This window comes from Stenotrophomonas sp. YJH_SMC_64, assembly GCF_059371375.1.
This window is the reverse complement of record NZ_JCAFUN010000014.1, coordinates 75,939-100,490: the sequence shown is the minus strand read 5'-3', so window position 1 is coordinate 100,490 and position 24,552 is coordinate 75,939. Positions and strand designations below refer to the sequence as shown.

21 protein-coding genes and 1 tRNA gene are annotated in these 24,552 nt (G+C 67.6%); 14 read left to right on the top strand and 8 right to left on the bottom strand.

Features of this window, described 5'->3' with window-relative positions; genetic code table 11:
- Nucleotides 1–63: 63 nt before the first annotated feature.
- Both AC5P9L_RS16100 and AC5P9L_RS16095 read left to right on the top strand, forming a co-directional pair.
- The gene (locus tag AC5P9L_RS16100) at nucleotides 64–1,236 is read left to right on the top strand and encodes a lytic polysaccharide monooxygenase (RefSeq protein WP_043034473.1); all 1,173 of its coding nucleotides are present in this window, start codon (nucleotides 64–66) and stop codon (nucleotides 1,234–1,236) included.
- Nucleotides 1,237–1,414: 178 nt separating this feature from the next.
- Nucleotides 1,415–2,584 (top strand): lytic polysaccharide monooxygenase, encoded by a 1,170-nt coding sequence (locus AC5P9L_RS16095; protein WP_005411565.1) that lies wholly within the window; start codon nucleotides 1,415–1,417, stop codon nucleotides 2,582–2,584.
- Between the two features lie 113 nt (nucleotides 2,585–2,697).
- On the opposite strand, the gene AC5P9L_RS16090 is transcribed toward AC5P9L_RS16095, so the two are convergent.
- Entirely contained in the window at nucleotides 2,698–3,447 is a 750-nt protein-coding gene (locus AC5P9L_RS16090) for a ferredoxin--NADP reductase (RefSeq protein WP_024958208.1), read from the bottom strand.
- Nucleotides 3,448–3,531: 84 nt separating this feature from the next.
- Between AC5P9L_RS16090 and AC5P9L_RS16085 the strand changes: the two genes are divergently transcribed.
- The 5 genes from AC5P9L_RS16085 (at nucleotide 3,532) to AC5P9L_RS16065 (ending at nucleotide 8,576) form a co-directional block, all read left to right on the top strand.
- Nucleotides 3,532–4,500 (top strand): ABC transporter ATP-binding protein, encoded by a 969-nt coding sequence (locus AC5P9L_RS16085; protein WP_005411567.1) that lies wholly within the window; start codon nucleotides 3,532–3,534, stop codon nucleotides 4,498–4,500.
- Nucleotides 4,497–5,288 (top strand): ABC transporter permease, encoded by a 792-nt coding sequence (locus AC5P9L_RS16080; RefSeq protein WP_005411568.1) that lies wholly within the window; start codon nucleotides 4,497–4,499, stop codon nucleotides 5,286–5,288. The genes AC5P9L_RS16085 and AC5P9L_RS16080 overlap by 4 nt, the downstream gene beginning before the upstream one ends.
- A gap of 323 nt (nucleotides 5,289–5,611) precedes the next feature.
- Nucleotides 5,612–6,379 carry a hypothetical protein gene (locus AC5P9L_RS16075; RefSeq protein ID WP_043034472.1) on the top strand — a complete coding sequence of 256 codons (768 nt, stop codon included), beginning with the start codon at nucleotides 5,612–5,614 and terminating at the stop codon, nucleotides 6,377–6,379.
- A 377-nt stretch (nucleotides 6,380–6,756) separates the two neighbouring features.
- A complete protein-coding gene (gene panE, locus AC5P9L_RS16070; protein ID WP_005411570.1) occupies nucleotides 6,757–7,695 on the top strand; it encodes a 2-dehydropantoate 2-reductase in 939 nt (312 codons plus the stop codon).
- 29 nt (nucleotides 7,696–7,724) lie between these two features.
- Nucleotides 7,725–8,576: an NAD-dependent epimerase/dehydratase family protein gene (locus AC5P9L_RS16065; RefSeq protein ID WP_005414841.1), complete on the top strand. Its 852-nt coding sequence runs from the start codon at nucleotides 7,725–7,727 to the stop codon at nucleotides 8,574–8,576.
- A gap of 56 nt (nucleotides 8,577–8,632) precedes the next feature.
- On the opposite strand, the gene AC5P9L_RS16060 is transcribed toward AC5P9L_RS16065, so the two are convergent.
- Nucleotides 8,633–9,430, bottom strand: a complete 798-nt coding sequence (locus AC5P9L_RS16060) for a TatD family hydrolase (RefSeq protein WP_032967280.1) — start codon at nucleotides 9,428–9,430, stop codon at nucleotides 8,633–8,635.
- A gap of 67 nt (nucleotides 9,431–9,497) precedes the next feature.
- Here AC5P9L_RS16060 and hrpB point away from each other — a divergent pair, with 67 nt between their 5' ends.
- Both hrpB and AC5P9L_RS16050 read left to right on the top strand, forming a co-directional pair.
- Nucleotides 9,498–12,002 (top strand): ATP-dependent helicase HrpB, encoded by a 2,505-nt coding sequence (hrpB, locus tag AC5P9L_RS16055; protein WP_323162980.1) that lies wholly within the window; start codon nucleotides 9,498–9,500, stop codon nucleotides 12,000–12,002.
- A gap of 211 nt (nucleotides 12,003–12,213) precedes the next feature.
- Nucleotides 12,214–12,588, top strand: coding sequence for a hypothetical protein (locus AC5P9L_RS16050; protein WP_005411574.1), 375 nt, complete (start codon nucleotides 12,214–12,216; stop codon nucleotides 12,586–12,588).
- A gap of 90 nt (nucleotides 12,589–12,678) precedes the next feature.
- Here AC5P9L_RS16050 and AC5P9L_RS16045 read toward each other — a convergent pair whose 3' ends face one another.
- From AC5P9L_RS16045 to AC5P9L_RS16035, 3 genes are all read right to left on the bottom strand, one after another.
- Nucleotides 12,679–13,218: a pseudouridine synthase gene (locus tag AC5P9L_RS16045; protein ID WP_012481576.1), complete on the bottom strand. Its 540-nt coding sequence runs from the start codon at nucleotides 13,216–13,218 to the stop codon at nucleotides 12,679–12,681.
- Between the two features lie 64 nt (nucleotides 13,219–13,282).
- A complete protein-coding gene (locus AC5P9L_RS16040) occupies nucleotides 13,283–13,549 on the bottom strand; it encodes a hypothetical protein (protein ID WP_012481577.1) in 267 nt (88 codons plus the stop codon).
- Nucleotides 13,550–13,643: 94 nt separating this feature from the next.
- Nucleotides 13,644–14,501 carry a class I SAM-dependent methyltransferase gene (locus AC5P9L_RS16035; protein ID WP_012481578.1) on the bottom strand — a complete coding sequence of 286 codons (858 nt, stop codon included), beginning with the start codon at nucleotides 14,499–14,501 and terminating at the stop codon, nucleotides 13,644–13,646.
- Nucleotides 14,502–14,670: 169 nt separating this feature from the next.
- Here AC5P9L_RS16035 and AC5P9L_RS16030 point away from each other — a divergent pair, with 169 nt between their 5' ends.
- From AC5P9L_RS16030 to AC5P9L_RS16015, 4 genes are all read left to right on the top strand, one after another.
- Entirely contained in the window at nucleotides 14,671–15,627 is a 957-nt protein-coding gene (locus AC5P9L_RS16030) for an aldo/keto reductase (RefSeq protein ID WP_049397671.1), read from the top strand.
- Nucleotides 15,628–16,276: 649 nt separating this feature from the next.
- Nucleotides 16,277–16,350 (top strand) — tRNA-Thr (locus AC5P9L_RS16025).
- A 358-nt stretch (nucleotides 16,351–16,708) separates the two neighbouring features.
- Nucleotides 16,709–17,833, top strand: coding sequence for a slipin family protein (locus AC5P9L_RS16020; RefSeq protein ID WP_005411579.1), 1,125 nt, complete (start codon nucleotides 16,709–16,711; stop codon nucleotides 17,831–17,833).
- A gap of 56 nt (nucleotides 17,834–17,889) precedes the next feature.
- Entirely contained in the window at nucleotides 17,890–19,110 is a 1,221-nt protein-coding gene (locus AC5P9L_RS16015; RefSeq protein ID WP_111202334.1) for an RtcB family protein, read from the top strand.
- Between the two features lie 95 nt (nucleotides 19,111–19,205).
- Here AC5P9L_RS16015 and AC5P9L_RS16010 read toward each other — a convergent pair whose 3' ends face one another.
- Both AC5P9L_RS16010 and AC5P9L_RS16005 read right to left on the bottom strand, forming a co-directional pair.
- Nucleotides 19,206–20,111, bottom strand: a complete 906-nt coding sequence (locus AC5P9L_RS16010; protein WP_012481581.1) for an NAD(P)/FAD-dependent oxidoreductase — start codon at nucleotides 20,109–20,111, stop codon at nucleotides 19,206–19,208.
- Complete coding sequence (locus AC5P9L_RS16005; protein WP_111202333.1) at nucleotides 20,101–20,556, bottom strand: Rrf2 family transcriptional regulator; 456 nt, start codon at nucleotides 20,554–20,556, stop codon at nucleotides 20,101–20,103. The genes AC5P9L_RS16010 and AC5P9L_RS16005 overlap by 11 nt, the downstream gene beginning before the upstream one ends.
- 182 nt (nucleotides 20,557–20,738) lie before the next feature.
- On the opposite strand from AC5P9L_RS16005, the gene AC5P9L_RS16000 reads away from it, so the two are divergent.
- A complete protein-coding gene (locus tag AC5P9L_RS16000) occupies nucleotides 20,739–22,859 on the top strand; it encodes a methyl-accepting chemotaxis protein (RefSeq protein WP_043034463.1) in 2,121 nt (706 codons plus the stop codon).
- Between the two features lie 720 nt (nucleotides 22,860–23,579).
- Here AC5P9L_RS16000 and AC5P9L_RS15995 read toward each other — a convergent pair.
- Nucleotides 23,580–24,482 (bottom strand): LysR family transcriptional regulator, encoded by a 903-nt coding sequence (locus AC5P9L_RS15995; RefSeq protein ID WP_062605378.1) that lies wholly within the window; start codon nucleotides 24,480–24,482, stop codon nucleotides 23,580–23,582.
- Nucleotides 24,483–24,552: the final 70 nt, after the last annotated feature.

The following is a 24,552-nucleotide window of genomic DNA, read 5'->3' as shown; positions in this document are numbered from 1 at the left end:
AAGTCCGCCGCGCAGCGCAACTCTGCGGTCACCGCTCTCTTTCGACGACCACAAGGAAGCGCCATGTCATTCCGATCCACACCGCTGCTGCTGGCCACCTCGTTCGCCGCTGCAGGCCTGTGCCTGGCCGGCAACGCGTTCGCCCACGGCACCATGACCACGCCGGTCAGCCGCGTCTATGCCTGTTTCCAGGGCAATCCGGAGAACCCGACCAACCCGGCCTGCGCCGCCGCGAAAGCGGTGGGCGGATCGCAGGCGTTCTACGACTGGAACGGCATCAACCAGGCCAACGCCAACGGCAACCATCAGGCGGTGGTGCCCGACGGCAAGCTGTGCAGCGGCAACAATCCCACCTTCCGCGGCTTGGACGTGAACCGCAGTGACTGGCAGACCACGCCGATCCACGCCGATGCCAATGGCAAGTTCACCTTCGTGTTCAAGGCGACCGCGCCGCACGCCACGCGCGACTGGCGCTTCTTCGTCACCCGCGACGGCTGGCAACCGGGCAGCCCGTTGCGTTGGGCCGACCTGCAGGAGTTCTGCACGCTGGGCAATACACCGCTCTCTGCCGATGGCACCTACAAGCTGCAGTGCACGCTGCCGCAGCGCACCGGCCAGCATGTGATCTACAACACCTGGCAGCGCTCGGATTCGACCGAAGCGTTCTACACCTGCATGGACGTACGCTTTGAGGGCAGCGGCGGTGGTACGACGCCGGCACCGCAATGGCAGGATGCCGGCCCGGTCACCGCCCGCGGTGAATTGCCGGTGGGTACGACGCTGGCACTGCGCGTGTTCAATGCCAGCGGCAACGATGTCGAACGTGTGGAAGCGACGCTGGCCAGCGGCCAGACCTCGGCCGCGCAATGGCCCTTGGCGCTGGCCCGCAAGGTCAATGCCAGTGCCCGGCATGCGCGCGTGGGCGTGCTTGCCAATGGCGTGATCACGCCGTCGGCGTCAGCCACCGACAATCGCGTGTACCTGAAGGACGGCAACCGCTTCCAGCTCGATACCCAGGTGCCGGACCCGGGTACGCCATCGCCGGGTGGTGATTTCGACCACGTGTACCCGGCGGGCATCGGCAGCTATGTGCCGGGCCAGACCGTGGTGAAGAGCAGCGACGGCAAGCTGTATGCCTGCCGCCCGTTCCCGGAGGGTGCATGGTGCAACGTCAATGCCGAGGCCTACCGGCCGGGCGTGGGCGCGGCCTGGCGCGATGCGTGGATCGCGTACTGACGCAGTGATGTGGGAGGCGGTGCACATCACACCGCCTCCTGGCTCCCCTGCCGCGCAGTGGGGCGCGCGTTGCAGAAACAGAGGAACGCAGCAGCCTTTCAAACTTGTCTGATGGGCATATGGCGGCTACATGGGAAGACTCCGCGAGGTTTCCAACACTTCGCAAAGGAGTTCCTGCATGCACCTGTCCCATCGGGCCGTCCTCGCACTGTCCGCCGTTGTCGGCCTGGCACTGTCCGGCAACGCCTTCGCCCACGGCACCCTGTCCAAGCCGCTCAGCCGCGTGAAGCAGTGCCACGAGGGCAATCCGGAGAATCCGACCAACCCGGCCTGCGCCGCCGCCAAGGCCATCGGCGGCGCCCAGCCGTTCTACGACTGGGCCGGTGTCAACCAGGCCAACGCCAACGGCAACCATCAAGCGGTGGTTCCAGATGGCGAGTTGTGCAGCGGCGGCAACAGCAAGTACCGCGGCCTCGATCTGAACCGCAGTGACTGGCCGACCTCGCCGATCCGCGCCGATTCGCGCGGGCGCTACACCTTCGAGTTCAAGGCACCGGCCCCGCATGCTACCCGCGAGTGGAAGTTCTACGTCACCCGCGACGGCTGGCAGCCGGGCAGCCCGCTGCGCTGGGCCGACCTGCAGGAATTCTGCACGCTGGGCAACGTGCCGGTCTCCGGCGACGTCTACAAGCTGGATTGCCCGCTGCCCAAGCGCAGCGGCCAGCACATCATCTACAACACCTGGCAGCGCTCGGATTCCGGTGAAGCGTTCTATACCTGCGCGGACGTGCGCTTCGAAGGCGGTGGTGGCGTTGAACCGCCGCCGCAGTGGCAGGACGCCGGCCCGGTCACCGCCCGCGGTGCGTTGGAAGAAGGCACCACCCTGACGCTGCGCGTGTTCAACGCCCAGGGCAATGATCTGGAGCGTCCGGAGATCACCCTGGCCGCAGGTCAGACCGCTGCGAACCAGTGGCCGCTGGCGCTGGCCCGCAAGGTCAACGCCAGTGCACAGCAGGCGCGTGTGGGCGTGATGAGGAACGGCGTGATCACGCCGGTCGCCTCGGCCACCGAGAACCGCGTCTACCTGAAGCCGGGCAACCTGTTCCAGATCGATACCCGCCTGCCGGGCCCGGTGGATCCGGTCGATCCGCCGCCGGGTGACGACTACGACTTCGTGTATCCGGCCGGTATCGGCAGCTACACGCCGGGCGAAACCGTGGTCAAGGGCACCGACGGCAAGCTCTACGCCTGCCGGCCGTTCCCGGAGGGTGCGTGGTGCAACATCAACGCCGATGCCTATCGCCCGGGCACCGGTTTCGCCTGGCGCGATGCCTGGGTCGCGTACTGAGGCAGGGCACCGGGGGCGGCGTGGCGCCGCCTCCGGTTCTTGGAGTTGCCGGCCAGCGGCCGGCACTACCAGGGTTCGTGGGGCTGCCGGCCAGCGGCCGGCACTACCCTGACTTACTTGCTGCTGACGTACTTCTCGCGGCGGATCTGCGGGTTGCCCAGGCCGGCGGCCTTCAGCAGCTCGGCACAGGCATCGACCATGTCCGGGTTGCCGCACAGGTAAGCGATGTCGGTGGCCGGGTCCGGCGTGAAGCCGGCCAGCGCCTGCTGCACATAGCCGTGCTGTACGTCCGGGTGCGGATCAGCCGGGAGTTCACGCGACAGGCACGGAACATAACGGAAGTTCGGGTGTTTTTCGGCGAAGCTGTAAAAATCTTCGCTGTACAGCAGCTCGCCCGGGCTGCGCGCGCCCTGCAGCAGCACGATCTGCACACCGCGTTCGGCCATGGCCTTTTCCAGCAGCGGCAGCATCGAGCGGTACGGGGTAACGCCGGTACCGGTGGCGATCAGCAGGTAACGGGCGTTGTGGTCACCGGGATTCAGGCAGAACCGGCCATAGGGGCCGGACGCACTGATCTGGCCGCCCTGCTCCAGTGCCTCGAACAGGGCCGTGGCGGCGCCACCGGGCACGAAACTGACGGCGATATCCACCGCCTCGCCTGGGCCCAGCGCGTGGTCGTGGATGGTCGCCAGCGAGTAGCTGCGCTTGGTTTCGGTGCCGTCGGCGTAGCTGAAATGGACCTGGATGAACTGGCCAGGCTGGAAATCCAGCGGCTGCCCATCGTCACGCACGAACTGGTAGTGGCCGACGGTCGGGGCCAGCATGCGGCAGCCGACCAGCTTGAGGGGGAATTGAACAGGCACGACTTTTCGGGACAGTGTGTAGCCGGGGCAAGCCCTCGGGGTCTTCTATAATAGCCCCTCCCCGCCCCTCTCCAGCGCCAGCCCATGGGCGCGAAGGCTTCGAGCTTGGCATCCCAGAACGATACGGCGCCCGCCCTGCGCGTGCGCGACCTGCGCAAGACCTACGACAACGGCACCCAGGCCCTGAAGGGGGTTTCCCTGGAAGTGGCCCCGGGCGACTTCTTCGCCCTGCTCGGCCCCAATGGCGCCGGCAAGTCGACCCTGATCGGCATCATCAGCTCCCTGGTCAACCTCAGCGAGGGCCAGGTGGAAGTGTTCGGCAGCGACCTGGTGCGCAACCGCAGCGCCACCATGCGCCTGATCGGGCTGGTGCCCCAGGAAATCAACTTCAACCTGTTCGAGAAGCCCTTCGACATCCTGGTGAACTACGCCGGCTTCTATGGCGTACCGCGCGAGGAAGCCGAGCAGCGCGCCGAAGAGGAACTGAAGCGCGCGCACCTGTGGGAAAAGGCACAGGTAATGAGCCGCACGCTGTCCGGCGGCATGAAGCGCCGGCTGATGATCGCCCGCGCGATGATGACCCGCCCGCGCCTGCTGATCCTGGACGAGCCGACCGCCGGCGTGGACATCGAGATCCGCCGCGACATGTGGCGCGTGCTGAAGGAGATCAATGCCGCAGGCACCACGATCATCCTTACCACGCACTACCTGGAAGAAGCCGAGTACCTGTGCCGCCACCTGGCGATCATCAACCATGGCCAGATCGTCGAGCAGGGGCCGATGCGCACCCTGCTGGCCAAGCTGGACGTGGAGGGCTTCCTGCTGGACATCGACGGTGACCTGCCGGCACAGCTGCCGGTGATCGAAGGTGCGACGCTGACCGCGCCGGACCCGCACACGCTGGACATCGACATGCCGCGCGCAATGGACCTCAACCGCGTGTTCGCCACGCTCAACGAGGCCGGTATCCGCGTGCGTTCGATGCGTACCAAGAGCAACCGCCTGGAGGAGCTGTTCGTGCGCCTCACCGGCAACCTGGAGAAGCCTGCATGAGCACCACCGAGCTGACCGACGGCCAGCGCAACCGCATCGCGCTGATGACCATCGTGCGCCGCGAAGTCGCCCGCATCATGCGCATCTGGGGCCAGACCCTGGTGCCGCCGGCGATCACCATGACCCTGTACTTCCTGATCTTCGGCAACCTGATCGGGTCGCGCGTGGGTGACATGGGCGGCTACACCTACATGCAGTTCATCGTGCCGGGCCTGGTGATGATGAGCGTGATCCAGAACAGCTACGGCAACATCAGTTCCTCGTTCTTTGGCGCCAAGTTCGGCCGCCACGTGGAAGAACTGCTGGTCAGCCCGATGCCGAACTGGGTGATCCTGTGGGGCTACGTGGCCGGCGCCGTGCTGCGCGGCCTGATGGTGGGCGTGATCGTGCTGATCATAGCGATGTTCTTCACCCCGGTGCGCATCCCGCACCCGCTGGTGATGCTGACCACGGTGATCCTGGGCGCGACGATCTTCTCGCTGGCCGGCTTCATCAACGCGGTGTATGCGAAGAAGTTCGATGACGTGGCGATCGTGCCGACCTTCATCCTGACCCCGCTGACCTACCTGGGTGGCGTGTTCTATTCGGTGAAGCTGCTGCCGGGCTGGGCCGAAGCGGCCACGCACGCCAACCCGATCTTCTACATGGTCAACGCGTTCCGCTATGGCCTGCTGGGCAGCAGCGATGTACCGCTGCCGGTGGCCTACGGCCTGATGATCGGTTTCGTGGTGGTGCTGACGGCGTTGGCGCTGTGGCTGCTGCGTCGCGGCGTGGGCATGCGCAGCTGAGTTTTGCCTGCAGGGCCTGCGGCCCTGCACCCGCTGAATCAACGTCAACGTCAACTTCAACGGCAAAAGCTGACTAGCCGGGGATGGCGGGGTGGGTCCGGTTGCGGGCGACGCCGTGAATCCGTCCATGGAGGCTTGGCCGCGGCATCCATGCCGCAGACACCCCCGCAACCGGACCCACCCCGCCTTCGACAGATTGCCGCTGCTGTTGGTGGGTGTCGACCTTGGTCGACACGATGGATCCACGCCATGCGTGGATGGAGCGTTCACGGCAAGGCCGACGCCCGGATCTTTTCGTTCGGAATTGCGGCTAGGCTGTGGCGATGAAGATCACTTCCATTCCATTGGACAAGGCCGTTGTGGACGGCCCCATCGATGCCTTCAGCCATGCGTTGCTGGGCGATTCACCCACGCTGGATGAGGTGCTGGAATACCTGGCCTCGCGGCACGCGGCTGATCCCCGGTATCGCTACCTGTGCACGCTCGATGATGTCGGCCAATGCCGCTACACCAGCATGCATGCGTCCGACGACGCGCGCATCGCGCTGTACGAGGACGAAGATCCGGAAACCCCCGAAGATGCATTGGCGGCACGCGAGCGGTTGCTGGCGCATGTGGTCGCGCAGCTCGAGCATTCCTCTCATCGGCTGGAATGGAGCGCGCTGGCGGGCACGCTGATGTGCAGCAACGAGGACGTCGAGGCGCTGGTCGCCGCCAATGCAACGCCGGACCTGATCGTCGACGAGGTGGTCTGCGTACAGCAGGTGCCGGTGGACCGCGATGACCTGCTGATTGCCGCCCTGCCCAACGGTTACTTCAGCGCGGACTGGGACATCTTCCAGAATCACGCCCTGATCCGGCACCTGCAGGAACACCATGACTACCGCTTGTTCGGGCTCGGCGCATCGTGGCTCGGCTTCCAGCGCGACAGCGCGCCGTCGCCTGCACAGGCAAATGCGTTGGTCGCGGACCTGCAGCGCGTCTACGCGGCCGGACCGCACGACACGTGGTCAAAACTGGCTGCAACCCTGGCCACCCGCGCCACACTGCTGTTGGGCTACACCGAAGACTTCAGCGAACAACTGCCCTGAGCACCGCTCTACACGAGCGAGCGCAGCGGGCGACCCGCCTCCGCTCCTGATCTGTTTTCCGTGGTGGCCGCACCCGGAAACTGTCAGGGGTCGTGTGCGATGGGCTCGCGGGGGTATCCGCGCCATGGATGGCGCGGCTAAGCCCCCAGGGGTGAGGGCGCTTTGCTTGCGAAGCATTGCTTCGCAAGCGCCCGAACGCACAGCCGCCAGCGGCTGGGCCGGACCGCGGAGCGGGGTTCACGGCGTCCCCCGCGAACCCATCGCACACGACCCAGCTCATGAAACCAACTGCGCGAACCACTACGAGGGGCTCCGCCGTTGGCCGCAATCTCCGGCACAATCGCAGATCTGATTCCCCAGAAAGCGGTGAACGTGCAATGCGCATCCTGATCCTCGGCGCCGGCGGTACCGGCGGTTACTTCGGTGGTCGCCTGGCCCAGGCCGGCGTGGACGTGACCTTCCTCGTGCGCCCCGCGCGCGCCGCACAGCTGGACCGCGATGGCCTGGTCATCCGCAGCCCGCTCGGCGATGCCAGCTTCCCGGTGCAGCACGTCACCGCCGATGCGCTGCCCGCATTGGCCGCGCAGAAGCCGTTCGATCTGGTCATCCTCAGCTGCAAGGCCTACGACCTCGACAGCTCGATCGACGCCATTGCTCCAGCCGTGGGCGCGAACACCACCGTGCTGCCGATCCTCAACGGCCTGCACCACTACAACGCGCTGGACCTGCGCTTCGGCCGCGACGCCGTGCTCGGCGGCCTGTGCTTCATCAGCGCCACCAAGGCCCCCGACGGTGCGGTGCTGCACCTGGGCAAGCCGGCCAAGCTCACCTTCGGCGAACGCGATGGCGGCGCGGCGTCCGCACGCGTGCGTGCCTTCGCCGCTGCCTGCGCGCAGGCCCATCTTGATCACCTGGCGAGCGAACACATCGGCCAGGAACAGTGGATCAAGTACACCTTCCTGACCGCGCTGGCCGCTGCTACCTGCCTGCTTCGCGCGGATATCGGCACCATCGTCGCCACCGATGATGGCGAGGCGATCGTGCGCGGCCTGTACGACGAATGCCTGGCCGTGGCCGAAGCTGCCGGTGAGCCGATTCCCGATGCCGCGCAGGACACCGCACGCGGCACCCTCACCCAGGCGGGCTCGGCACTGAAGGCGTCGATGCTGCGGGATCTGGAAGCCGGCCAGCAGGTAGAGGCCGAACAGATCGTCGGCGACATGCTGGCGCGTGCACGCAAGGCCGATCAGGAAGCCCTGCTGCTGCAGGTCGCCTACAGCAGCCTGCAGGCCTACCAGGCACTGCGCGGCGCGTGAGCCTCCCGTTGCAGGCCGGCGCGCTGCCTATGCGGGTGCTGATCCTCGGTATGGGCTGGAGCGGATGCGTGCTGGCCCCGCATCTGCAGGCGCGGGGCGTGCACGTCGTCGGCACGGTGCGTAACCCCTCGTCGGCGCCGGACGATGGCCTGCTGCGGCATCAGCTGCACGCTGACTCCCCACCGTCGCCCGCCCTGCTCGATGAGGTCGCGCAGGCCGAGGCCGTGCTGTGCAGCGTGCCGCCAGATGCCGCGGGCGACCCGGCACTGCGCCTGCTGCTGCCGGCTCTGCGGGCCAGCCCGGCACTGCGCTGGGTGGGCTATCTGTCGTCCACGTCGGTGTATGCCGATCGGGCCGGCGGCTGGGTTGACGAGCACAGCGCAGCCGATGCCACCGAAGCAGCCGGCGTGCAGCGCCTGCGTGCCGAAGCGCAATGGCGTGCGCTTGCAGAGGAACGTGGCATCGCTTCGGCGGTGTTCCGCCTGCCCGGCCTGTACGGGCCGGGGCGCAATGCGTTGCTGCAGCTGTCACAGGGCCGTGCCCGCCATGTGATTCGGCCGGGCCTGGCGTTCAACCGCCTGCACGTAGAGGATCTTGCGGCAGTGATCGTCGCGGCGATGCAGCGACCGGTTGCGCAGGGGATATACCTGCCCAGCGATGACGAGCCGGCCCCACCGCAGGATGTGCTGGCCTTCGCCGCGAAGCTGGGCGGGTTTGCGATGCCACCTGCCGTGGCCTGGGACGACCCTGAACTCAGCCCGACGCTACGGCGCTTCTACGAGAGCAACAAGCGCATCGACAGTCGTGGCACGCGTGAAGCGCTGGCGTGGCAGCCGCGCTTCCCCAGCTACCGTGAGGGCCTGCGCGACCTGCTCCGGTAGTGCCGGGCGCTGGCCGGCAATCAGGATGTGCTGCCGGCCAGCGGCCGGCACTACCGTCAACCCGCGTCGGGCAGGCGGAAGAACGCACGCGTCGCCGCAGTCGCATTGGCCGCCGTCACTGCAACGTCCTCGCCACGGTCACGCGCCAGTTCTTCCACGATGTGCGAGAGGAACATCGGTTCGTTGCGGCGGTCCTTCGGCATCGGCTTCAGCGTGCGTGGCAGCAGGTAGGGCGCATCGGTCTCGATCATCAGGCGGTTGGCCGGGATGTTCTTCACCAGTTCGCGCAGGTGCGCGCCACGGCGCTCGTCGCACAGCCAGCCAGTGATGCCGATGTACCAGTCCTGGTCCAGGTAATCGAACAGCTCGTCGCGTTCGCCGGTGAAGCAATGCACCACCGCCGGGCCGATGCGTCCTTCAAAGTTCTTCATCTGTGCCATGAAATCGGCATGCGCGTCGCGCTGGTGCAGGAACAGGGGCTTGCCGTTGTCTGCCGCCAGCTGCAGCTGGCGCTCGAAGGCACGGTGCTGGGCCGGGCGCGGCGAGAAGTCACGGAAGTAGTCCAGCCCGCACTCGCCCACCGCCACCACTTCGGGGTGGGCATGCAGCGCGCGCATTTCAGCATCGCATTCCTCGGTGTACTCCACCGCGTGGTGCGGGTGCACGCCGGCGGTGGCGTACAGGAAGCCCGGGTGCTGCTGCGCCAGCTGCAGGGCCAGCGGCGAGTGCTCGCGGCTGGCGCCGGTGATGACCATCTGCACCACGCCGGCCTGCCGTGCGCGGTCGAGGACGGCATCGCGGTCGCGGTCGAAGGAGTCGTGGGTCAGGTTGGCGCCGATATCGATCAGGTGCATGGTCATCGCGGGGGAAAAGTGCCCGCGCATTGTACCTGCGCCCGCCGCGGCCCCTTATCCTTTGCCCATGAATGCCCCGCTCTTCCCGATTTCCCCGCTGCTGCCACAGATCCAGCAGCACCTGGCCGTGCAGCCACGGCTGGTGCTGGAAGCCCCGCCCGGCGCCGGCAAGACCACCCAGGTGCCGCTGGCGCTGCTCGATGCACCGTGGCTGCAAGGCCGGAAGATCATCCTGCTGGAGCCGCGCCGGGTGGCCGCACGCAGCGCCGCGCTGTTCATGGCGCGGCAGCTGGGCGAAGAGGTCGGCGGCACGGTCGGCTACCGCATCCGCTTCGAGAACAAGGTCTCGGCGCGCACCCGCATTGAAGTCGTCACCGAAGGCATCCTGACCCGCATGCTGCAGGATGACCCGATGCTGGAAGAGGTCGGTGCGATCCTGTTCGACGAATTCCACGAGCGCCATCTCAGTGGCGACCTCGGCCTGGCGCTGGCGCTGGACGTGCAGGCGCAGCTGCGCGATGACCTTCGCTTGGTGGTGATGTCGGCCACGCTGGACGGCGAGCGCCTGGCGCGCTTCCTCGATGCGCCGCGGCTGAGCAGCGAGGGCCGCAGCTACCCGGTGACGGTCAGCCATTTCCCGGCGCGTCGCGATGAGGCGCTGGAACTGCAGGTGCGCCGCGCGGTGCAGCAGGCGCTGGCCGAACACCCCGGTGACCTGCTGGTGTTCCTGCCCGGGCAGCGCGAGATCGCGCGGGTGCAGGCCGGCCTGCAGGAATCGCTGGATGCCGGCGTCGAAGTACTGGCCCTGCACGGTGAACTGCCGGTGGAACAGCAGGCGCGCGTGCTGCAGGCGGCCAGCGATGGTCGCCGCCGCGTGGTGCTGGCCACCAACGTCGCCGAGTCGTCGGTGACGCTGCCCGGCGTGCGCGTGGTGATCGACAGTGGCCAGGCACGCGAACCGCGCTACGACCCCAACAGCGGTTTCACCCGGCTGGACGTGGTGGCCATCGCCCAGGCGTCGGCCGACCAGCGCGCCGGTCGTGCCGGGCGCGTGGCCGAAGGCGTGGCCTGGCGGCTGTGGCCGCAGTCGCAGCGATTGGAGCCGCAGCGCCGCGCCGAGATCGACCAGGTGGAACTGGCCGGACTGGCACTGGAACTGGCCGCCTGGGGCAGCAGCGACCTGCGCTTCCTCGATCCGCCACCTGCCGGCCCGATGGGCGCCGCCCGCGAACTGCTGCAGCGGTTGGGCGCATTGTCCAGCAGTGGTGCGATCACCGCACTCGGCCGCCGCGTACTGGCGCTGGGTACGCACCCACGGATGGCGGCGATGCTGCTTGCCGCGCCCGATGCACGTTCGCAGGCGCTGGCCGCCGATCTGGCCGCGCTGCTGGAAGCGCGCGATCCGCTGCGCCAGGGCGGTGACGCGCTGGCGAGCCGCTGGCGCGCACTGGCTGCATTCCGCAATGGCCGCACACCGGGCGATGCCAACCGCGGCGGGCTGGCCGCCATCGATGCCGCCGCCAAGCAGTGGCGTCGCCGCCTGCGCTGCGAAGCCACGCCGCCGGCCAGCATCGAGGCCCATGAGCTGGGTGACCTGCTCGCTCACGCCTTCCCTGATCGGATCGGCTTCCAGCATCCCGGCGATCCACTGCGTTACCTGCTGGCCAATGGGCGCAGCGCGCGCCTGCACGAGCTGAGCGACCTGCGTGGCGAACCGTGGCTGGTGGCCAGCGAGCTTCGCTTTGAGGCACGCGATGCGCTGCTGCTGCGTGCCGCACCGGTGGACGAAGGCCAACTGCGCAGGGCGTGGCCGGAGCGCTTCGTCACCGAAGACGTGGTGCGATGGGACAGCGAGCGCCGCGCCCTGGTGGCCCTGCGCGAGACCCGTTTCGACCGGATCGTGTTGGACAGCCGCTCGGCCGGCCGGGTCGATCCGCAGCACGCCGCGCAGGCACTGACCGATGCGGTGGCCGAGCTCGGCCTGCAGGCGCTGCCGTGGACCGAAGGCCTGCGCCAGTGGCAGGCACGGGTGGAATCGCTGCGCCGCTGGATGCCCGAGCTTGGCCTGCCCGACTGCAGCGACGACGCCCTGCTGGCCAACCGTGCGCAGTGGCTGCAGCCCGCGTTCGCCGGCAAGACGCGACTGGATGCGCTGGACGAATCCAGCTTTGGCGAAGCGCTGAAATCGCCACTGGAGTGGTCACAACGGCAGCTGGTCGAGCGTCATGCGCCGACCCGCATTACCGTGCCGTCCGGACTGGAGCGGCCGATCACCTATGCGCTGGACAGCGAGAGCGGCGATCCGCTGCCGCCGGTGCTGGCGGTGAAGCTGCAGGAACTGTTCGGCCTGGCCGACACGCCGCGCATCGCCGATGGCCGCGTGCCGCTGACCCTGCACCTGCTGTCGCCCGGTGGCCGGCCGCTGCAGGTCACCCAGGACCTGCGCAACTTCTGGGAAAACACCTACGCCGAAGTGAAAAAGGAGATGAAGGGCCGCTACCCGCGCCATCCGTGGCCGGATGACCCGTGGACGGCCACGGCCACGCACCGGGCCAAGCCGCGCGGAACCTGACGGGCGGGGTCGGATCCCATTGCATCGCGATGGGCTCTGACCCCAGGCGTGGCGCTGGGGTCAGAGCCGTTTCCCAACGGAAAGGGATCCGACCCACCCTGCCTGATCCTGAATGGCTACGCTAAAGTCACACCGCCTGCGTCCCCGACTGACATACCGTTTACGGGCAACACGCGACACTGGACTTCGACCCGAGGCAAAGGACCCCCGCATGAGCAAGCTGACTGTAATCACCGACCGCGCTCTGGAGCGCGCCCTGGAGCTGGCCCACACCGCCGGCGATGGCCTGAAGAGCGCCGGTGGCAGCCTGCGCAACGCGGACTGGATCAAGACCGGCGCCGCCCTCGGCGCAGTAAAGACCGGCGGCAAGGTCGCCACCAAGTTCGCCCGCCGCAACCCGGCCGTGACCATTGCCGCGGCTGCCGTCGGCGTCGGCCTGCTCGGCTATGCGCTGTACCGCAAGCAGCAGAAGAAGAAGGCTGCCAATGGCCACGTGGTGAATGGGCAGGCGCAGCGCATCAACGCACGCGACCGCCGCAACGACACCGTGGTGGACGAGCACAGCGATATCGGCAGCGACGCCTGAGTGTGACCGACCGGTTCAGAGCCCTTCCTGCGGAAGGGATCTGAACCCGGGCCGGGGCCGGATGCCGCGAGGTATCCGGCCCTTTCTGTTTCAACCGATCTGCCGCCACTGCCCCGGCTGCAGGTCGTCCAGCCGGTAGGGCCCCATCGCCACCCGCACCAGCCGCAGCGTTGGCAGGTTCACTGCGGCGGTCATCCGCCGCACCTGGCGGTTGCGGCCCTCGCGGATCGTGATCGCCAGCCAGGCATCGGGCACGGTCTTGCGGAAGCGCACCGGCGGATCGCGTGTCCACAGCGACGGCGCCGGATCGAGGCGCTCGATCTTCGCCGGCAAGGTCGGTCCGTCGTTCAGCTCGACGCCGTCGCGCAGCTGTTGCAGCTGCTCATCGCTGGGCGTGCCTTCCACCTGCACCCAGTAGGTCTTGTCGGCCTTGTGCCTGGGATCGGTGAGCTTGTGCGCCAGCGTGCCGTTATCCGTCAGCAGCAGCAGGCCCTCGCTGTCATGGTCCAGGCGGCCCGCGGCATACACGCGCGGCGGCAGGCCGAACCCGGCCAGGGTCGGCCGCGCCGGCACGCTGCGGTCGGTGAACTGGCAGAGCACGTTGAAGGGCTTGTTGAAGGCGATCAGCATTGCGGGCACGGCAGTCGGCGGGTGGGGCATTGTCCCATTCCCGCATCGCCGCCGCGATCACCACTCAGCCGAAGACCTTCCTTTCCATCAACAGCGCAACGAGCACCACCACGGCGCCGCACGTGGCGGCAGCGTTGGCGCGATACCGTAGCCGCGCTACCGGTGGGCAGGCCCTGCGCGCACGTTCGTCCCACAGGCAGCCCACGAGCAGCACCGCAAAACCTGCCGCCGCCACGAGATCATGCACGTGACCCGCATGGAACACGAAGTCGTACAACCGCGGCAGCGCCATCAATGCGAAGGCGAAGTACAGCACTTTCTTCAACAGCACACTCCATTGGTGGCAGCGCCGGGCATTGCCCGGCCGCTACCCATTCCGCCCGACACCGCGCTGCGCGCTCACCAGGCGCAGCCCGGCGCCCCCTTTACGGCTTGATGAAGCGCAGGGTCATGCGGTCGCTTTCGCCGATCGCCTGGTACTTCGCATCATCGGCCTTGTCGTGCTGGTTGGTCGGCGGCAGCGTCCACACGCCGTTCGGGTGGTCCTTGGTGTCGCGCGGGTTGGCGTTGACCTCGCTGCGCGCGTCCAACCTGAAGCCGGCGGCCTCGGCCATCGCGATCACCTGCTGCTGGCCGACATAGCCGGTGTCATCGTCGTCGGCCACGTCGGCCTTGGCGCGGTGCTCGACCACGCCCAGCACGCCGCCCGGCTTGAGCACGTTGAAGAAGCCCTGGAACATGCCCTGCGCCTGGCCGGCCTTGCGCCAGTTGTGCACGTTGCGGAAGGTCAGCACCACATCGGCTGAACCGGCCGGGCCGAACACCGGCTTGGCCGGATCGTAGGCCACCACGGCAGTCTTGCCGAACTGTGCCGGTGCAGCGGCGTACTTCTTTTCCAGACTGTCGCGGCTGCGCTGCTGGTAGTCGCGTCCACGGCCTTCGGGCACCGCCATCGGATCGACCACCGCAGCAACGTAGTGGCCCTTGTCGTGCAGCAGGGGCGCCAGGATCTCCGAGTACCAGCCGTTGCCGGGGGTGATCTCGATGACGGTCTTTTCCGGCGTCACCTTGAAGAACGACAGCGTCTGCGCCGGGTGGCGGAAGCCGTCGCGCTTGACGTTGTTGGCATCACGGGTGGGTGCCTTCACCGCCGCGTCGATGGCCGGCGACACCTGGATCTTCGCCGGCGCCACCGTGGCCGGTGCGGCGAACGCGGGAACAGCGGCAAACAGGGCCGAAGCAAGCAGCAGGCGGCAACCACGCAGGGACGAAGCAGGCATCATCGGAGCGACTCCAGCGGAAGATGCGGCGAGACTAGCAGCCGCGGCGTCCCAGGTGTTCACAAAACGTTAGCTGCGTGCCTATCGCGGAACACTGTTTTGTGGTCGCCGCCGCAGCACGGTCACACTACGCGTTTTATTCTGGAGCACTTCCCCCAAGGAGTCCGTGCCCATGACGGCAACCCGCGAACTGGGCCGTTCCGGCCTGCATGTACGTCCGCTCGCCTTCGGTGGCAATGTGTTCGGCTGGAGCGCCGATGAGAAGGCCAGCTTCGCCCTGCTCGATGCCTTCGTCGACGCCGGCTTCAACCTGGTCGACACCGCCGATGTGTATTCGGCCTGGGTGCCGGGCAATGCCGGCGGCGAATCGGAAACGCTGATCGGCAAGTGGTTTGCCCGCAGCGGCAAGCGCGACAAGGTGGTGCTGGCGACCAAGGTGGCCAAGTGGGCCGAACGCCCCGGCCTGACCCCGGACAACATCAATGCGGCGGTCGAGGATTCGCTGCGCCGCCTGCAGACCGACGTGATCGATCTGTACCAGGCCCACGAGGATGACGAGTCGACGCCGCTGGAAGCGACCCTGGCTGCATTCGGCCGGTTGATCGAAGCTGGCAAGGTGCGTGCGATCGGTGCTTCCAACTACAGCGCCACGCGCCTGGCCGATGCGCTGAAGGTGTCCACCGACTACAAGCTGCCGCGTTACGAAACCCTGCAGCCGGAGTACAACCTGTATGACCGCGCCGGCTACGAAAAGGAACTGGAACCGCTGGTGCAGCGCGAACAGATCGGCGTGATCGGCTACTACGCGCTGGCCAGTGGCTTCCTCAGCGGCAAGTACCGCACGCCGGCCGATGCGGCCAAGAGCCCGGCGCGTGGCGAGAACGTGGTGAAGCGCTATCTGAATCCGCGTGGCCTGCGCATCCTGCAGGCACTGGATGACGTGGCCAGCAAGCACAACGCCAGTGCCGCGCAGATCGCACTGGCATGGCAGATCGCACGGCCGTCGATCACCGCGCCGATCGTCAGCGCCACCAGCGTCGAGCAGCTGCACGATCTGCTGGCGGCGGCCAACGTGTCGCTGAGCGTGCACGATGTCGCGCAGCTGGATGCCGCCAGCGCGGAAGCGTGAGGGCCGGTAGTGCCGGCCGCTGGCCGGCATTGCACACATACCGAAGAAAATAATTGAACAAAATGGTTGCGCACGACTAAATCGTGGTTTATCGTGCGCACCTCGTTTCAACAACCACTGGAAACTTCCCTTGAACGCGCATTCCGTCGCCATCGCCAAACTGCTGCCATGCCTGCGCATGGACGGGCCGGCGCGCGCGTTCGGCAAGGAAGACCAGCTGACAACGGCCTGATACCCGCCCTGCGGAGATCGGCCACCCCGATCTCCGAGGCCTGACGACGCCCTCGGAACGCAAGTCCCGGGGGCGTTTTCGTTTGCGTCGACACAAGGACCCGCGATGCCAGAACTGCACCCCGCGCGGCGACCCGCCGCTCACTGACCCAGGCTTTTCCCGCCCCGCCGAAGGATTTACTTCGCGCGACTGGCAGCGCCTGGACATTATCTGCATCGCATCAGAACATTATCGCTCGCCGATAATGTCGGTGGCCTGCACCCTCGATTATCCAACGGTCCCGTTTCAACCACGGGCTGGTGCGCGCGGCGTTGCCGTGGCGTATGCCGGAGGTCGCGGACATGCCATCGCCTGGATCGCCTGCTGGAGGCAGGCACCGGTTCGCCGGTACTCGGTTCGATTCCGCGCGGTCCCCAACTGGATAGCTCAGCTTGGTCAGAGCAACGGATCCGTAATCCGTCTGTCGTGGGTTCGATTCCCACTCCAAACCACATGACCTGTCACGTCATGACTTGAAGCAACACCCGGGGGCGCAAGCCCCAGCGGCCATCGTCGCCGTCCACCGACATCGCCTTCGGGCAGGAACGTGGAAGGCAACGGACCTCACGCCGGGCCCCGGCCCGCCGCCACTGCCAGCCACGTTCCGCACCGGTGCTGCCTGCCGGGAACGACGATGGCAGCACTGCCGGCGCATCGAAGGCTCCGCGCGCGGACCGTCCGCCGATGGCCGCCCTCTTCCGCTGCCTGCACGTGATGTGCAGGCAGCCTCGCCACGACCGGATCGACCCGGGTCATGGCGATTCATCCGCAACGGGTCGAACCACCAGAGCCATACAAGGAGAGACTCCCATGTTCTGGACCATCAAGGTCGTGATCGGCGACGGCGAGCGCGGCCTGGTGTATCGCAACCGTCGTTTCCAGCAGATCCTGCTGCCGGGCGTGCACCGCCTGTCGCCGTTCGGCGGCCGGCCGCACGTGGACATCCACACTGCATCGAAGGGCGCGGCCTACACTGGCAGCGACCAGGACAGCCTGATCGAAGCGCTGGGCGCACAGCTGGACACGCACTTCGTGCTGGCCAACGTCGGCGCCAGCGAGGTCGGCCTGTTGCTGCGCAACGGCCGCATCGATGAAGTGCTGCCGCCGGGCAGCCGCCGTCTGTACTGGCGCGGTTCGGTCGATACCCAGGTGCAGGTAATGGCGTTGGGTGACGAGCCGCGCATTCCGGCCGACGTGCAGCAGCGGCTGGGCCAGCTGGGCGTGCTGCCGCGTGTGGCGGTGATCAGCACGGTGCCGAGCGAGTCGGTCGGCCTGCTGTTCATCGATGGCACGCTGCGGCAGACGCTGGACGCCGGCCTGCACGCGTTCTGGAACTTCAACGGCAACGTGTCGGTGGAGCGTGTGGAACTGCGTGCACGTTCACTGGACGTGTCCGGCCAGGAACTGCTCAGCCGCGACAAGGTGACCCTGCGGGTGAACCTGGCCGCGACCGTGCAGGTGGTCGACCCGGTGCGTGCGCACCGCACGCTCAGCAATGCCGATGAGTTCGTCTATCGGCAGCTGCAGTTCGGCCTGCGCCAGGCAATTGCCGCGCGCAGCCTGGACGAGCTGCTGGGTGACAAGGCGGCACTGGACGGCGAGATCGCTGCGCATGTGCAGGCGGCGATCGAAGGCCACGGCGTGCGCTTGCTCGGCGTCGGCATCAAGGACGTGATCCTGCCGGGCGAGATGAAGGAGATCCTCAACGGCGTGGTGCTGGCCGAAAAGCAGGCCCAGGCCAGCGTGATCCGTCGCCGCGAGGAGGCCAACGCCACGCGTTCGCAGCTCAACACCGCAAAGCTGATCGAGGACAACCCGGTGCTGATGCGCTTGAAGGAGCTGGAGGCACTGGAGAAGGTCACCGAGAAGATCGACACGCTCACCGTGTTCGGCGGCCTGGATGGCGTGCTGAAGCAGCTGGTGACGATCAGGTAGGGGGTAGCGGTGGCGCAGGGACGCGCCGCCGGCCCATCAATGACATTAAGGAAGACATGGACACTCAACAGAACTATCAATGGCTGCATGCCGAGGGCACCACGCCGATCAAGGGCTGGGTCAACGGAGTGCCGCTGGAAGCGCAGGCGCATGAGCAGCTGCGCAACATCGCTGCGATCCCGTTCGTCGGGCCGTGGGTGGCCGTGATGCCGGACGTACACCTGGGCAAGGGCGCGACCGTCGGCTCGGTGATCCCGACCCGCGGTGCGATCATCCCGGCCGCGGTCGGCGTCGACATCGGCTGCGGCATGGCGGCGGTGCGTACCACGCTGCGCGCCAACGACCTGCCCGATGACCTGCGGCAGCTGCGCAACAGCATCGAGCGCAGCATCCCGGTGGGCAACGGGCGCGGCGGCGAGCATCACCGCATGCCCGACAGCATCCACACCCGGCTGGTGCAGTCCGGGCTGGCCGCCGGCCTGGAGAAGATCAAGGACAAGCACCGCCGCATCCGCACCGACAAGCTGGACCGCCAGCTGGGTACGCTGGGCGGCGGCAATCACTTCATCGAACTGTGCCTGGACGAGACGGACACGGTGTGGGTGATGCTGCACAGCGGCTCACGCGGTACCGGCAACCTGATCGGCACCTACTTCATCGAGAAGGCGCGCGAGGAACTGGCCCGGCGCGTGCTGGGCTTCCACCTGCCGGACAAGGACCTGGCGTTCTTCATGGAAGGCGAGCCGCTGTTCGATGACTACGTCGAAGCGGTGTCGTGGGCGCAGGACTACGCCCGGCAGAACCGCGAGGCGATGATGTCGCGCGTGCTGGCCGAGATGCGCCACCGGCTGCCGAAGTTCCAGCTGGCGGCGATGGCGGTGAACTGCCACCACAACTACGTGCAGAAGGAGATGCACCACGGGCAGGAACTGCTGGTGACGCGCAAGGGCGCGGTCAGCGCGCGTGAGGGCGAGCTGGGCATCATTCCCGGCAGCATGGGCACGCGCAGCTACATCGTGCGCGGCAAGGGCAACGCGGACAGCTTCCACAGCTGCAGCCACGGCGCCGGCCGGGTGATGAGCCGTGGCACGGCGCGCCAGCAGATCACGCTGGCCCAGCACCGCGAGGCCACCGCGCACGTGGAATGCCGCAAGGACAGTGGCGTGCTGGACGAGTCACCGGCCGCGTACAAGTCGATCGACGATGTGATGGCCGCGCAGCTGGACCTGGTCGACGTGGTGCACACGCTGCGGCAGGTGCTGTGCGTGAAGGGGTAATGGAGCGGTGCCGGCCAAGGCCGGCCTCTACCAGAGCAACACGTGGCGTCGGGGGTCAGATCCCTTTCTGCGAGAGGGATCTGACCCCGGCACATTCAGCGCGGCACGCTGTCCTCGGCCACCAGCGCATGGTGCACGCCGATGCCCGCGCGCACGCCTTCGGCCATGGCCAGGGTGATGTTGCCCACCGTGGTCGCATCGCCTGCGGCATACACGTTCGGCACCGAGGTGTGCTTCATCGCATCGACCTCGATCAGCACGCCCAGCGGGCTCTCGACCAACGTGCAGCCCAGCTGCTGCACCAATGGCGTGGCCATCGCCTGGGTGGCCGGCACGAACAACGCACGCTGGGCGATTCGGCGGCCGTCGGCCAGCTCCACTTCCAGCCAGGTCGGCTGGTCGCCCTGCACGCCCAGCACGGGTGACGTCTCGATCTGCACGCCGCGCTGCTGCATGGCGGCGCGTTCCTCATCCGTGATGTCCAGTCCCATGCTGAAGAACGTGACATTGCCCCAGTCCGCGAACAGCGGCGCCTTGCTGGCGGACATCGGATGACCGCCAAGCAGGCCAATGGCACCACCACCCACTTCATAGCCATGACAGTACGGGCAGTGCAGCACGGTGCTGCCCCAGCGCTCGGCGAGGCCGGGCAACGCCGGCAACTGGTCGGCGATGCCGCTGGCGAGCAGCAGCTTGCGCGCGGCCAGCACCTGGCCATCGGCGGTACGCACTTCCACGCCTTCGGCGCTGGCGGTGGCCTGCACGGCTTCGGCATGCACCCAACGCACCGTGGGGTAGTCCAGCAGCTGCTGGCGCGCGGTCTTCAGCAGCTCGGCGCCACTGATGCCATCCAGCCCGAGCACCCCGTGCGAATGACTGGCGAAACGGTTGCGCGGCGAACCGGCGTCGATGACGGTGACCGGGCGACGGGCACGGGCCAGGATCAGGCCGGCGGCAATGCCGGCATAGCTGCCGCCGACGATGAGCACATCAGGATTCATGGTGACCTTCCAGGGAACGGTGATGGGCAAGATGGCGGGCGAAGTCGGCGCCGAGCTGATCCAGGGTGGTCGCCTGCAAGCGTTGTTCGAGCAGGCGCTGCGCCTCGCGTGCACCCTCGAGCAGGGCGCTGTTGACCAGCTGCTGGATCGGGCAGCCACCGCCGGAGTCGCGTGCGCCGACCTGGACCAGCGGTGGTGCGCCCACCGCCAGGTAGATGTCATGCAGGGTGATCGCCGCGGCATCGCGTGCCAGCAGGCTGCCGCCGCCGTGGCCGCGGGTGCTGCGCACCAGGCCGGCCTTGTGCAGCTGCGCCAGCAGGCGACGGATCACCACCGGATGCATCGGCAGGCAGGACGCCAGCTGCTCGGACGTGCGCGGGGCGGCATGGCCGACCAGGTGCGCCATCACATGCAGGGCGTCGGACAGTGGATTCGCGGATTTCATGTAACAACGATAGTTACATTTAAATTCTCTGTCGAGGGTCTTCTTTCGTTCCATATGGACACATTTGTCCTATGAAACACCCCCTTCACATCACTAAACGAAACGGTAATGTGATGGGCGTCGCACTTCAGATGCGAGGGGACAGGTCGATACCGCATTGCCCCTTCCCGAGAGTCCCTTCCATGAAAGCGTCTGTCCGTGCTCCGCGCCTGCAGTCCAAGCTGCTCGGCGCGGTTTCCGTTGGTCTGGCCGTGGTCCTGCTGTGCGCATTGGCGGGCCTGGCCTCCGCCTGGTTGAAGCTGTCCACCGAGGTTCCACCCGAAGTCGCGCACAGCCGCGACGCCGAACGCCTGCAGCGCGAGTTCCGCGGCCAGGTGCAGGAATGGAAGAACGTGCTGCTGCGCGGCCACGACGACGCGCTGCGCCAGCGCCATCTGGACGCCTTCGACAGCGAGGGCCGCCTGGTCGAGCAGCTGGCCAGGGGCCTCGTAGCCAGCCCGGACATACGCACGCGCGAACTGGCACAGTCCTTCATCGGCCTGCACACGCAGCTGCAGAAGGACTACCACGCCGCCCTGCAGGCGTTTGCGGAAGCCGGCTACGATCCCGCCGCCGGCGACAACCTGGTGCGTGGCAAGGACCGCCCGGTGGCGACCGCACTGGATGCGCTGAGCACGCATGCCACGCAGGTGGCCGAAGCAACCGTAGCGGCGCGGTCGCAGCAGGCGCGGCAGACCCTGCTGCTGTGCGCGGCGCTGACCGTGCTGGCCGCCGTGTTGCTGCTGATGGGCCTGGCCTGGTGGCTGCGGCGCGCGGTGGTGCAGCCGGTGCTGGCGGTGGAAGCCGCTGCGCGTGCCGTGGCCGCCGGTGATCTGCAGCACGTGGTGCAGGTGCGCAGCCGCGACGAGATCGGTCGCCTCGCGCAGGCGATGCAGGCGGTGCAGTCCACGCTGCGCGGCGTACTGGACGCACAGGCGACGATGGCGCAGGCGCATGACGCCGGCACCATCAGCCATCGCATGGATGCCAGTGCATTCCCGGGCGCGTTCGGCACCATGGTGGCCGACTGCAACACGCTGGTTGACGCGCACATCCAGGTGAAGATGCGCGCGATCTCGATCATGGGCCGCTATGCCGTCGGTGACCTCAGCCAGGACATGGAACGCCTGCCCGGCGAAAAGGCCGTGATCACCAACGCGTTGGATACGGCCAAGGCCAATCTCGGCATGATCAACGGCGAGATCCGCCGCCTGGCCGAAGCCGCCGCCGCCGGTGACTTCGGCCAGCGCGGCGACAGCGCACGCTTCGAGCATGATTTCCGCGCAATGGTCGACGGCTTGAACCGATTGATGCAGACCACCGAACTGAACCTCGGCGAGGTCTCCAGCATGCTGCGCGCGATTGCCGACGGCCGCCTCGGCGCGCGCATGCACGGTGATTTCCAGGGCGTGTTCGCGCGTATCGCCGGCGACGCGAACACCACCGCTACGCAGCTGGCAACCATCGTCACCGACATCAAGCACGCCTCCGGCAACATCCACACGGCGGCGGCGGAGATCGCCGCCGGCAACAACGATCTGTCGCGCCGTACCGAACAACAGGCCGCCAACCTGGAAGAGACGGCGGCATCGATGGAGGAACTGACCTCCACCGTGCGCCAGAACGCCGAGCATGCGCGCCAGGCCAACCAGCTGGCGATCGGCGCGCACACCGTTGCCTCTCACGGCGGCAGCGTGGTCGGCCAGGTGGTGACGACGATGGGCGCGATCGAAACCTCGTCGCGGCAGATCGCCGAGATCATCAGCGTGATCGACGGCATCGCCTTCCAGACCAACATCCTGGCGCTGAACGCCGCGGTGGAAGCGGCACGCGCCGGCGAGCAGGGCCGCGGCTTCGCGGTGGTTGCCAGCGAAGTGCGCACCCTGGCACAGCGTTCGGCGGCAGCCGCGAAGGAGATCAAGGCGTTGATCGAAGCGTCGGTGGAACAGGTCGGCCACGGTGCACGGCGCGTGCGCGAGGCCGGTGACACCATGGCCGAGATCGTGGCGTCGGTGCAGCGCGTCACCGACATCATGGCCGAGATCTCCGCCGCCTCGCAGGAGCAGAGCGCGGGCATCGAACAGGTCAGCCAGACGGTGATCCAGATGGACGGCACCACCCAGCAGAATGCCGCGCTGGTGGAGGAAGCCAGCGCCGCCGCGCGCAGCCTGGAGCAGCAGGCGAACCGGTTGATCGACGCGGTGGATGTGTTCGATCTGTCGACCACCGCCGCAGCGAAGGACGCGCTGGCGCGCGCGGCCTGATTGATCCGGTTGCCGGCCAGCGGCCGGCAACCCCACCACCACATGGGTAGCGCCCGACCGTTGGTCGGGCGATGGCAGGGGCCGTGCGGACCAACGGTCCGCACCCACCGTAACCTGCGGTAGTGCCGGCCGCTGGCCGGCAACCCCACCACCACATGGGTAGCGCCCGACCGTTGGTCGGGCGATGACAGGGGCCGTGCGGACCAACGGTCCGCACCCGCCGTAACCTGCGGTAGTGCCGGCCGCTGGCCGGCCACCCCACCACCACATGGGAAGCGCCAGACCGTTGGTCGGGCGATGGCAAGGGCCGTGCGGACCAACGGTCCGCACCACCGTAACCTGCGGTAGTGCCGGCCGCTGGCCGGCAACCCCATCACCACATGGGTAGCGCCCGACCGTTGGTCGGGCCATGGCAGGGGCCGTGCGGACCAACGGTCCGCACCCACCGTAACCTGCGGTAGTGCCGGCCGCTGACCGGCAACCCCATCACCACATGGGTAGCGCCCGACCGTTGGTCGGGCGATGGCAGGGGCCGTGCGGACCAACGGTCCGCACATACCGTAACCTGCGGTAGTGTCGGCCGCTGGCCGGCAACCCCACCACCACATGGGTAGCGCCCGACCGTTGGTCGGGCGATGGCAGGGGCCGTGCGGACCAACGGTCCGCACCCGCCGTAACCTGCGGTAGTGCCGGCCGCTGGCCGGCAACCCCACCACGACCTCAGCGCAGGTAATCGCTCCGCGCCATCGCTTCACCCAGGTAATCCAGGAACGAGCTGATCCGCGCCGACACCGCCGTGTTGCGGTAATACACCGCGTGGATCGGCTGGTACACATCCAGCGTCTGCGTCGCCAGCACCGGCACCAACGTGCCGGCGGCGCGGTCGCGGTCGGTCACGAAGTCGGACAGGCAGGTGATGCCCACGCCTTCCACCGCCAGTCGGCGTAGTGTTTCGCCGCTGGACACCGCGATATCCGGTCGCACCCGCAGCAGGCCATCGGCATCGCCCGGCAGCGGCCAGTGATTCAACGATTCCGGTTCGTTGAAGCTGAGCAGGGTGTGCTGGCCCAGCGCGGCGACGCTGGCCGGTTCGCCGTGTGCCGCCAGGTAGGCCGGACTGGCCACCAGCCGCAGCTGGCAGCGACCCAACGGCCGCGCATGCAGGGTGGAGTCGGCCAGCAGCCCGATCCGGATCGCCAGGTCGGTGCGCCGTTCCAGCAGGTCGATGTAGCGCTCGGAGCTGTTCAACTCCAGCTGCACCTCCGGGTAGCGCGCGCGGTACCCGGCCACCAGCGGCGCGATCACGTGCAGCACGAACGGCATCGCCGCATCCACGCGCAGGCGTCCGGCCGGGCGCTCGCGGCGGGCGGCCATCTGTTCCTCGGCGGACTCCACCGCATCGATGATCGCCCGTGCATGGCGCAGGTAGGCCTCGCCCTCTGCGGTCAGGTGCAGGCGGCGGGTGGTACGGGTCAACAGGGTGGTGCCGAGCTTGTCTTCCAGCCGCCCCAGCGCCCGGCTCACGCCCGACGGCGTCTGCCCCAGCTGTTCGGCGGCAGCACTGATCGACCCGCTGTCGATCACCGCGAGGAAGGCCTGCATTTCATCGAGAGTGGTCTTCATGCCTCCATTATTGACTGGGCGGCAATAGTGATTGGCGTGAAGGCCGGTTTTTTCCGCAAAGGTGCGCCGC

Coding starts and splice junctions, on each gene's coding strand:
- AC5P9L_RS16020 (WP_005411579.1), top strand. CDS start 16,709: ATGTTCTGGACCATCAAGGTCGTGATCGGCGACGGCGAGCGCGGCCTG.
- AC5P9L_RS16065 (WP_005414841.1), top strand. CDS start 7,725: ATGCGGGTGCTGATCCTCGGTATGGGCTGGAGCGGATGCGTGCTGGCC.
- AC5P9L_RS16015 (WP_111202334.1), top strand. CDS start 17,890: ATGGACACTCAACAGAACTATCAATGGCTGCATGCCGAGGGCACCACG.
- AC5P9L_RS16075 (WP_043034472.1), top strand. CDS start 5,612: ATGAAGATCACTTCCATTCCATTGGACAAGGCCGTTGTGGACGGCCCC.
- panE (WP_005411570.1), top strand. CDS start 6,757: ATGCGCATCCTGATCCTCGGCGCCGGCGGTACCGGCGGTTACTTCGGT.
- AC5P9L_RS16100 (WP_043034473.1), top strand. CDS start 64: ATGTCATTCCGATCCACACCGCTGCTGCTGGCCACCTCGTTCGCCGCT.
- AC5P9L_RS16095 (WP_005411565.1), top strand. CDS start 1,415: ATGCACCTGTCCCATCGGGCCGTCCTCGCACTGTCCGCCGTTGTCGGC.
- AC5P9L_RS15995 (WP_062605378.1), bottom strand. CDS start 24,482: ATGAAGACCACTCTCGATGAAATGCAGGCCTTCCTCGCGGTGATCGAC.
- AC5P9L_RS16045 (WP_012481576.1), bottom strand. CDS start 13,218: ATGCTGATCGCCTTCAACAAGCCCTTCAACGTGCTCTGCCAGTTCACC.
- hrpB (WP_323162980.1), top strand. CDS start 9,498: ATGAATGCCCCGCTCTTCCCGATTTCCCCGCTGCTGCCACAGATCCAG.
- AC5P9L_RS16080 (WP_005411568.1), top strand. CDS start 4,497: ATGAGCACCACCGAGCTGACCGACGGCCAGCGCAACCGCATCGCGCTG.
- AC5P9L_RS16000 (WP_043034463.1), top strand. CDS start 20,739: ATGAAAGCGTCTGTCCGTGCTCCGCGCCTGCAGTCCAAGCTGCTCGGC.
- AC5P9L_RS16060 (WP_032967280.1), bottom strand. CDS start 9,430: ATGCACCTGATCGATATCGGCGCCAACCTGACCCACGACTCCTTCGAC.
- AC5P9L_RS16030 (WP_049397671.1), top strand. CDS start 14,671: ATGACGGCAACCCGCGAACTGGGCCGTTCCGGCCTGCATGTACGTCCG.
- AC5P9L_RS16035 (WP_012481578.1), bottom strand. CDS start 14,501: ATGATGCCTGCTTCGTCCCTGCGTGGTTGCCGCCTGCTGCTTGCTTCG.
- AC5P9L_RS16005 (WP_111202333.1), bottom strand. CDS start 20,556: ATGAAATCCGCGAATCCACTGTCCGACGCCCTGCATGTGATGGCGCAC.
- AC5P9L_RS16050 (WP_005411574.1), top strand. CDS start 12,214: ATGAGCAAGCTGACTGTAATCACCGACCGCGCTCTGGAGCGCGCCCTG.
- AC5P9L_RS16085 (WP_005411567.1), top strand. CDS start 3,532: ATGGGCGCGAAGGCTTCGAGCTTGGCATCCCAGAACGATACGGCGCCC.
- AC5P9L_RS16010 (WP_012481581.1), bottom strand. CDS start 20,111: ATGAATCCTGATGTGCTCATCGTCGGCGGCAGCTATGCCGGCATTGCC.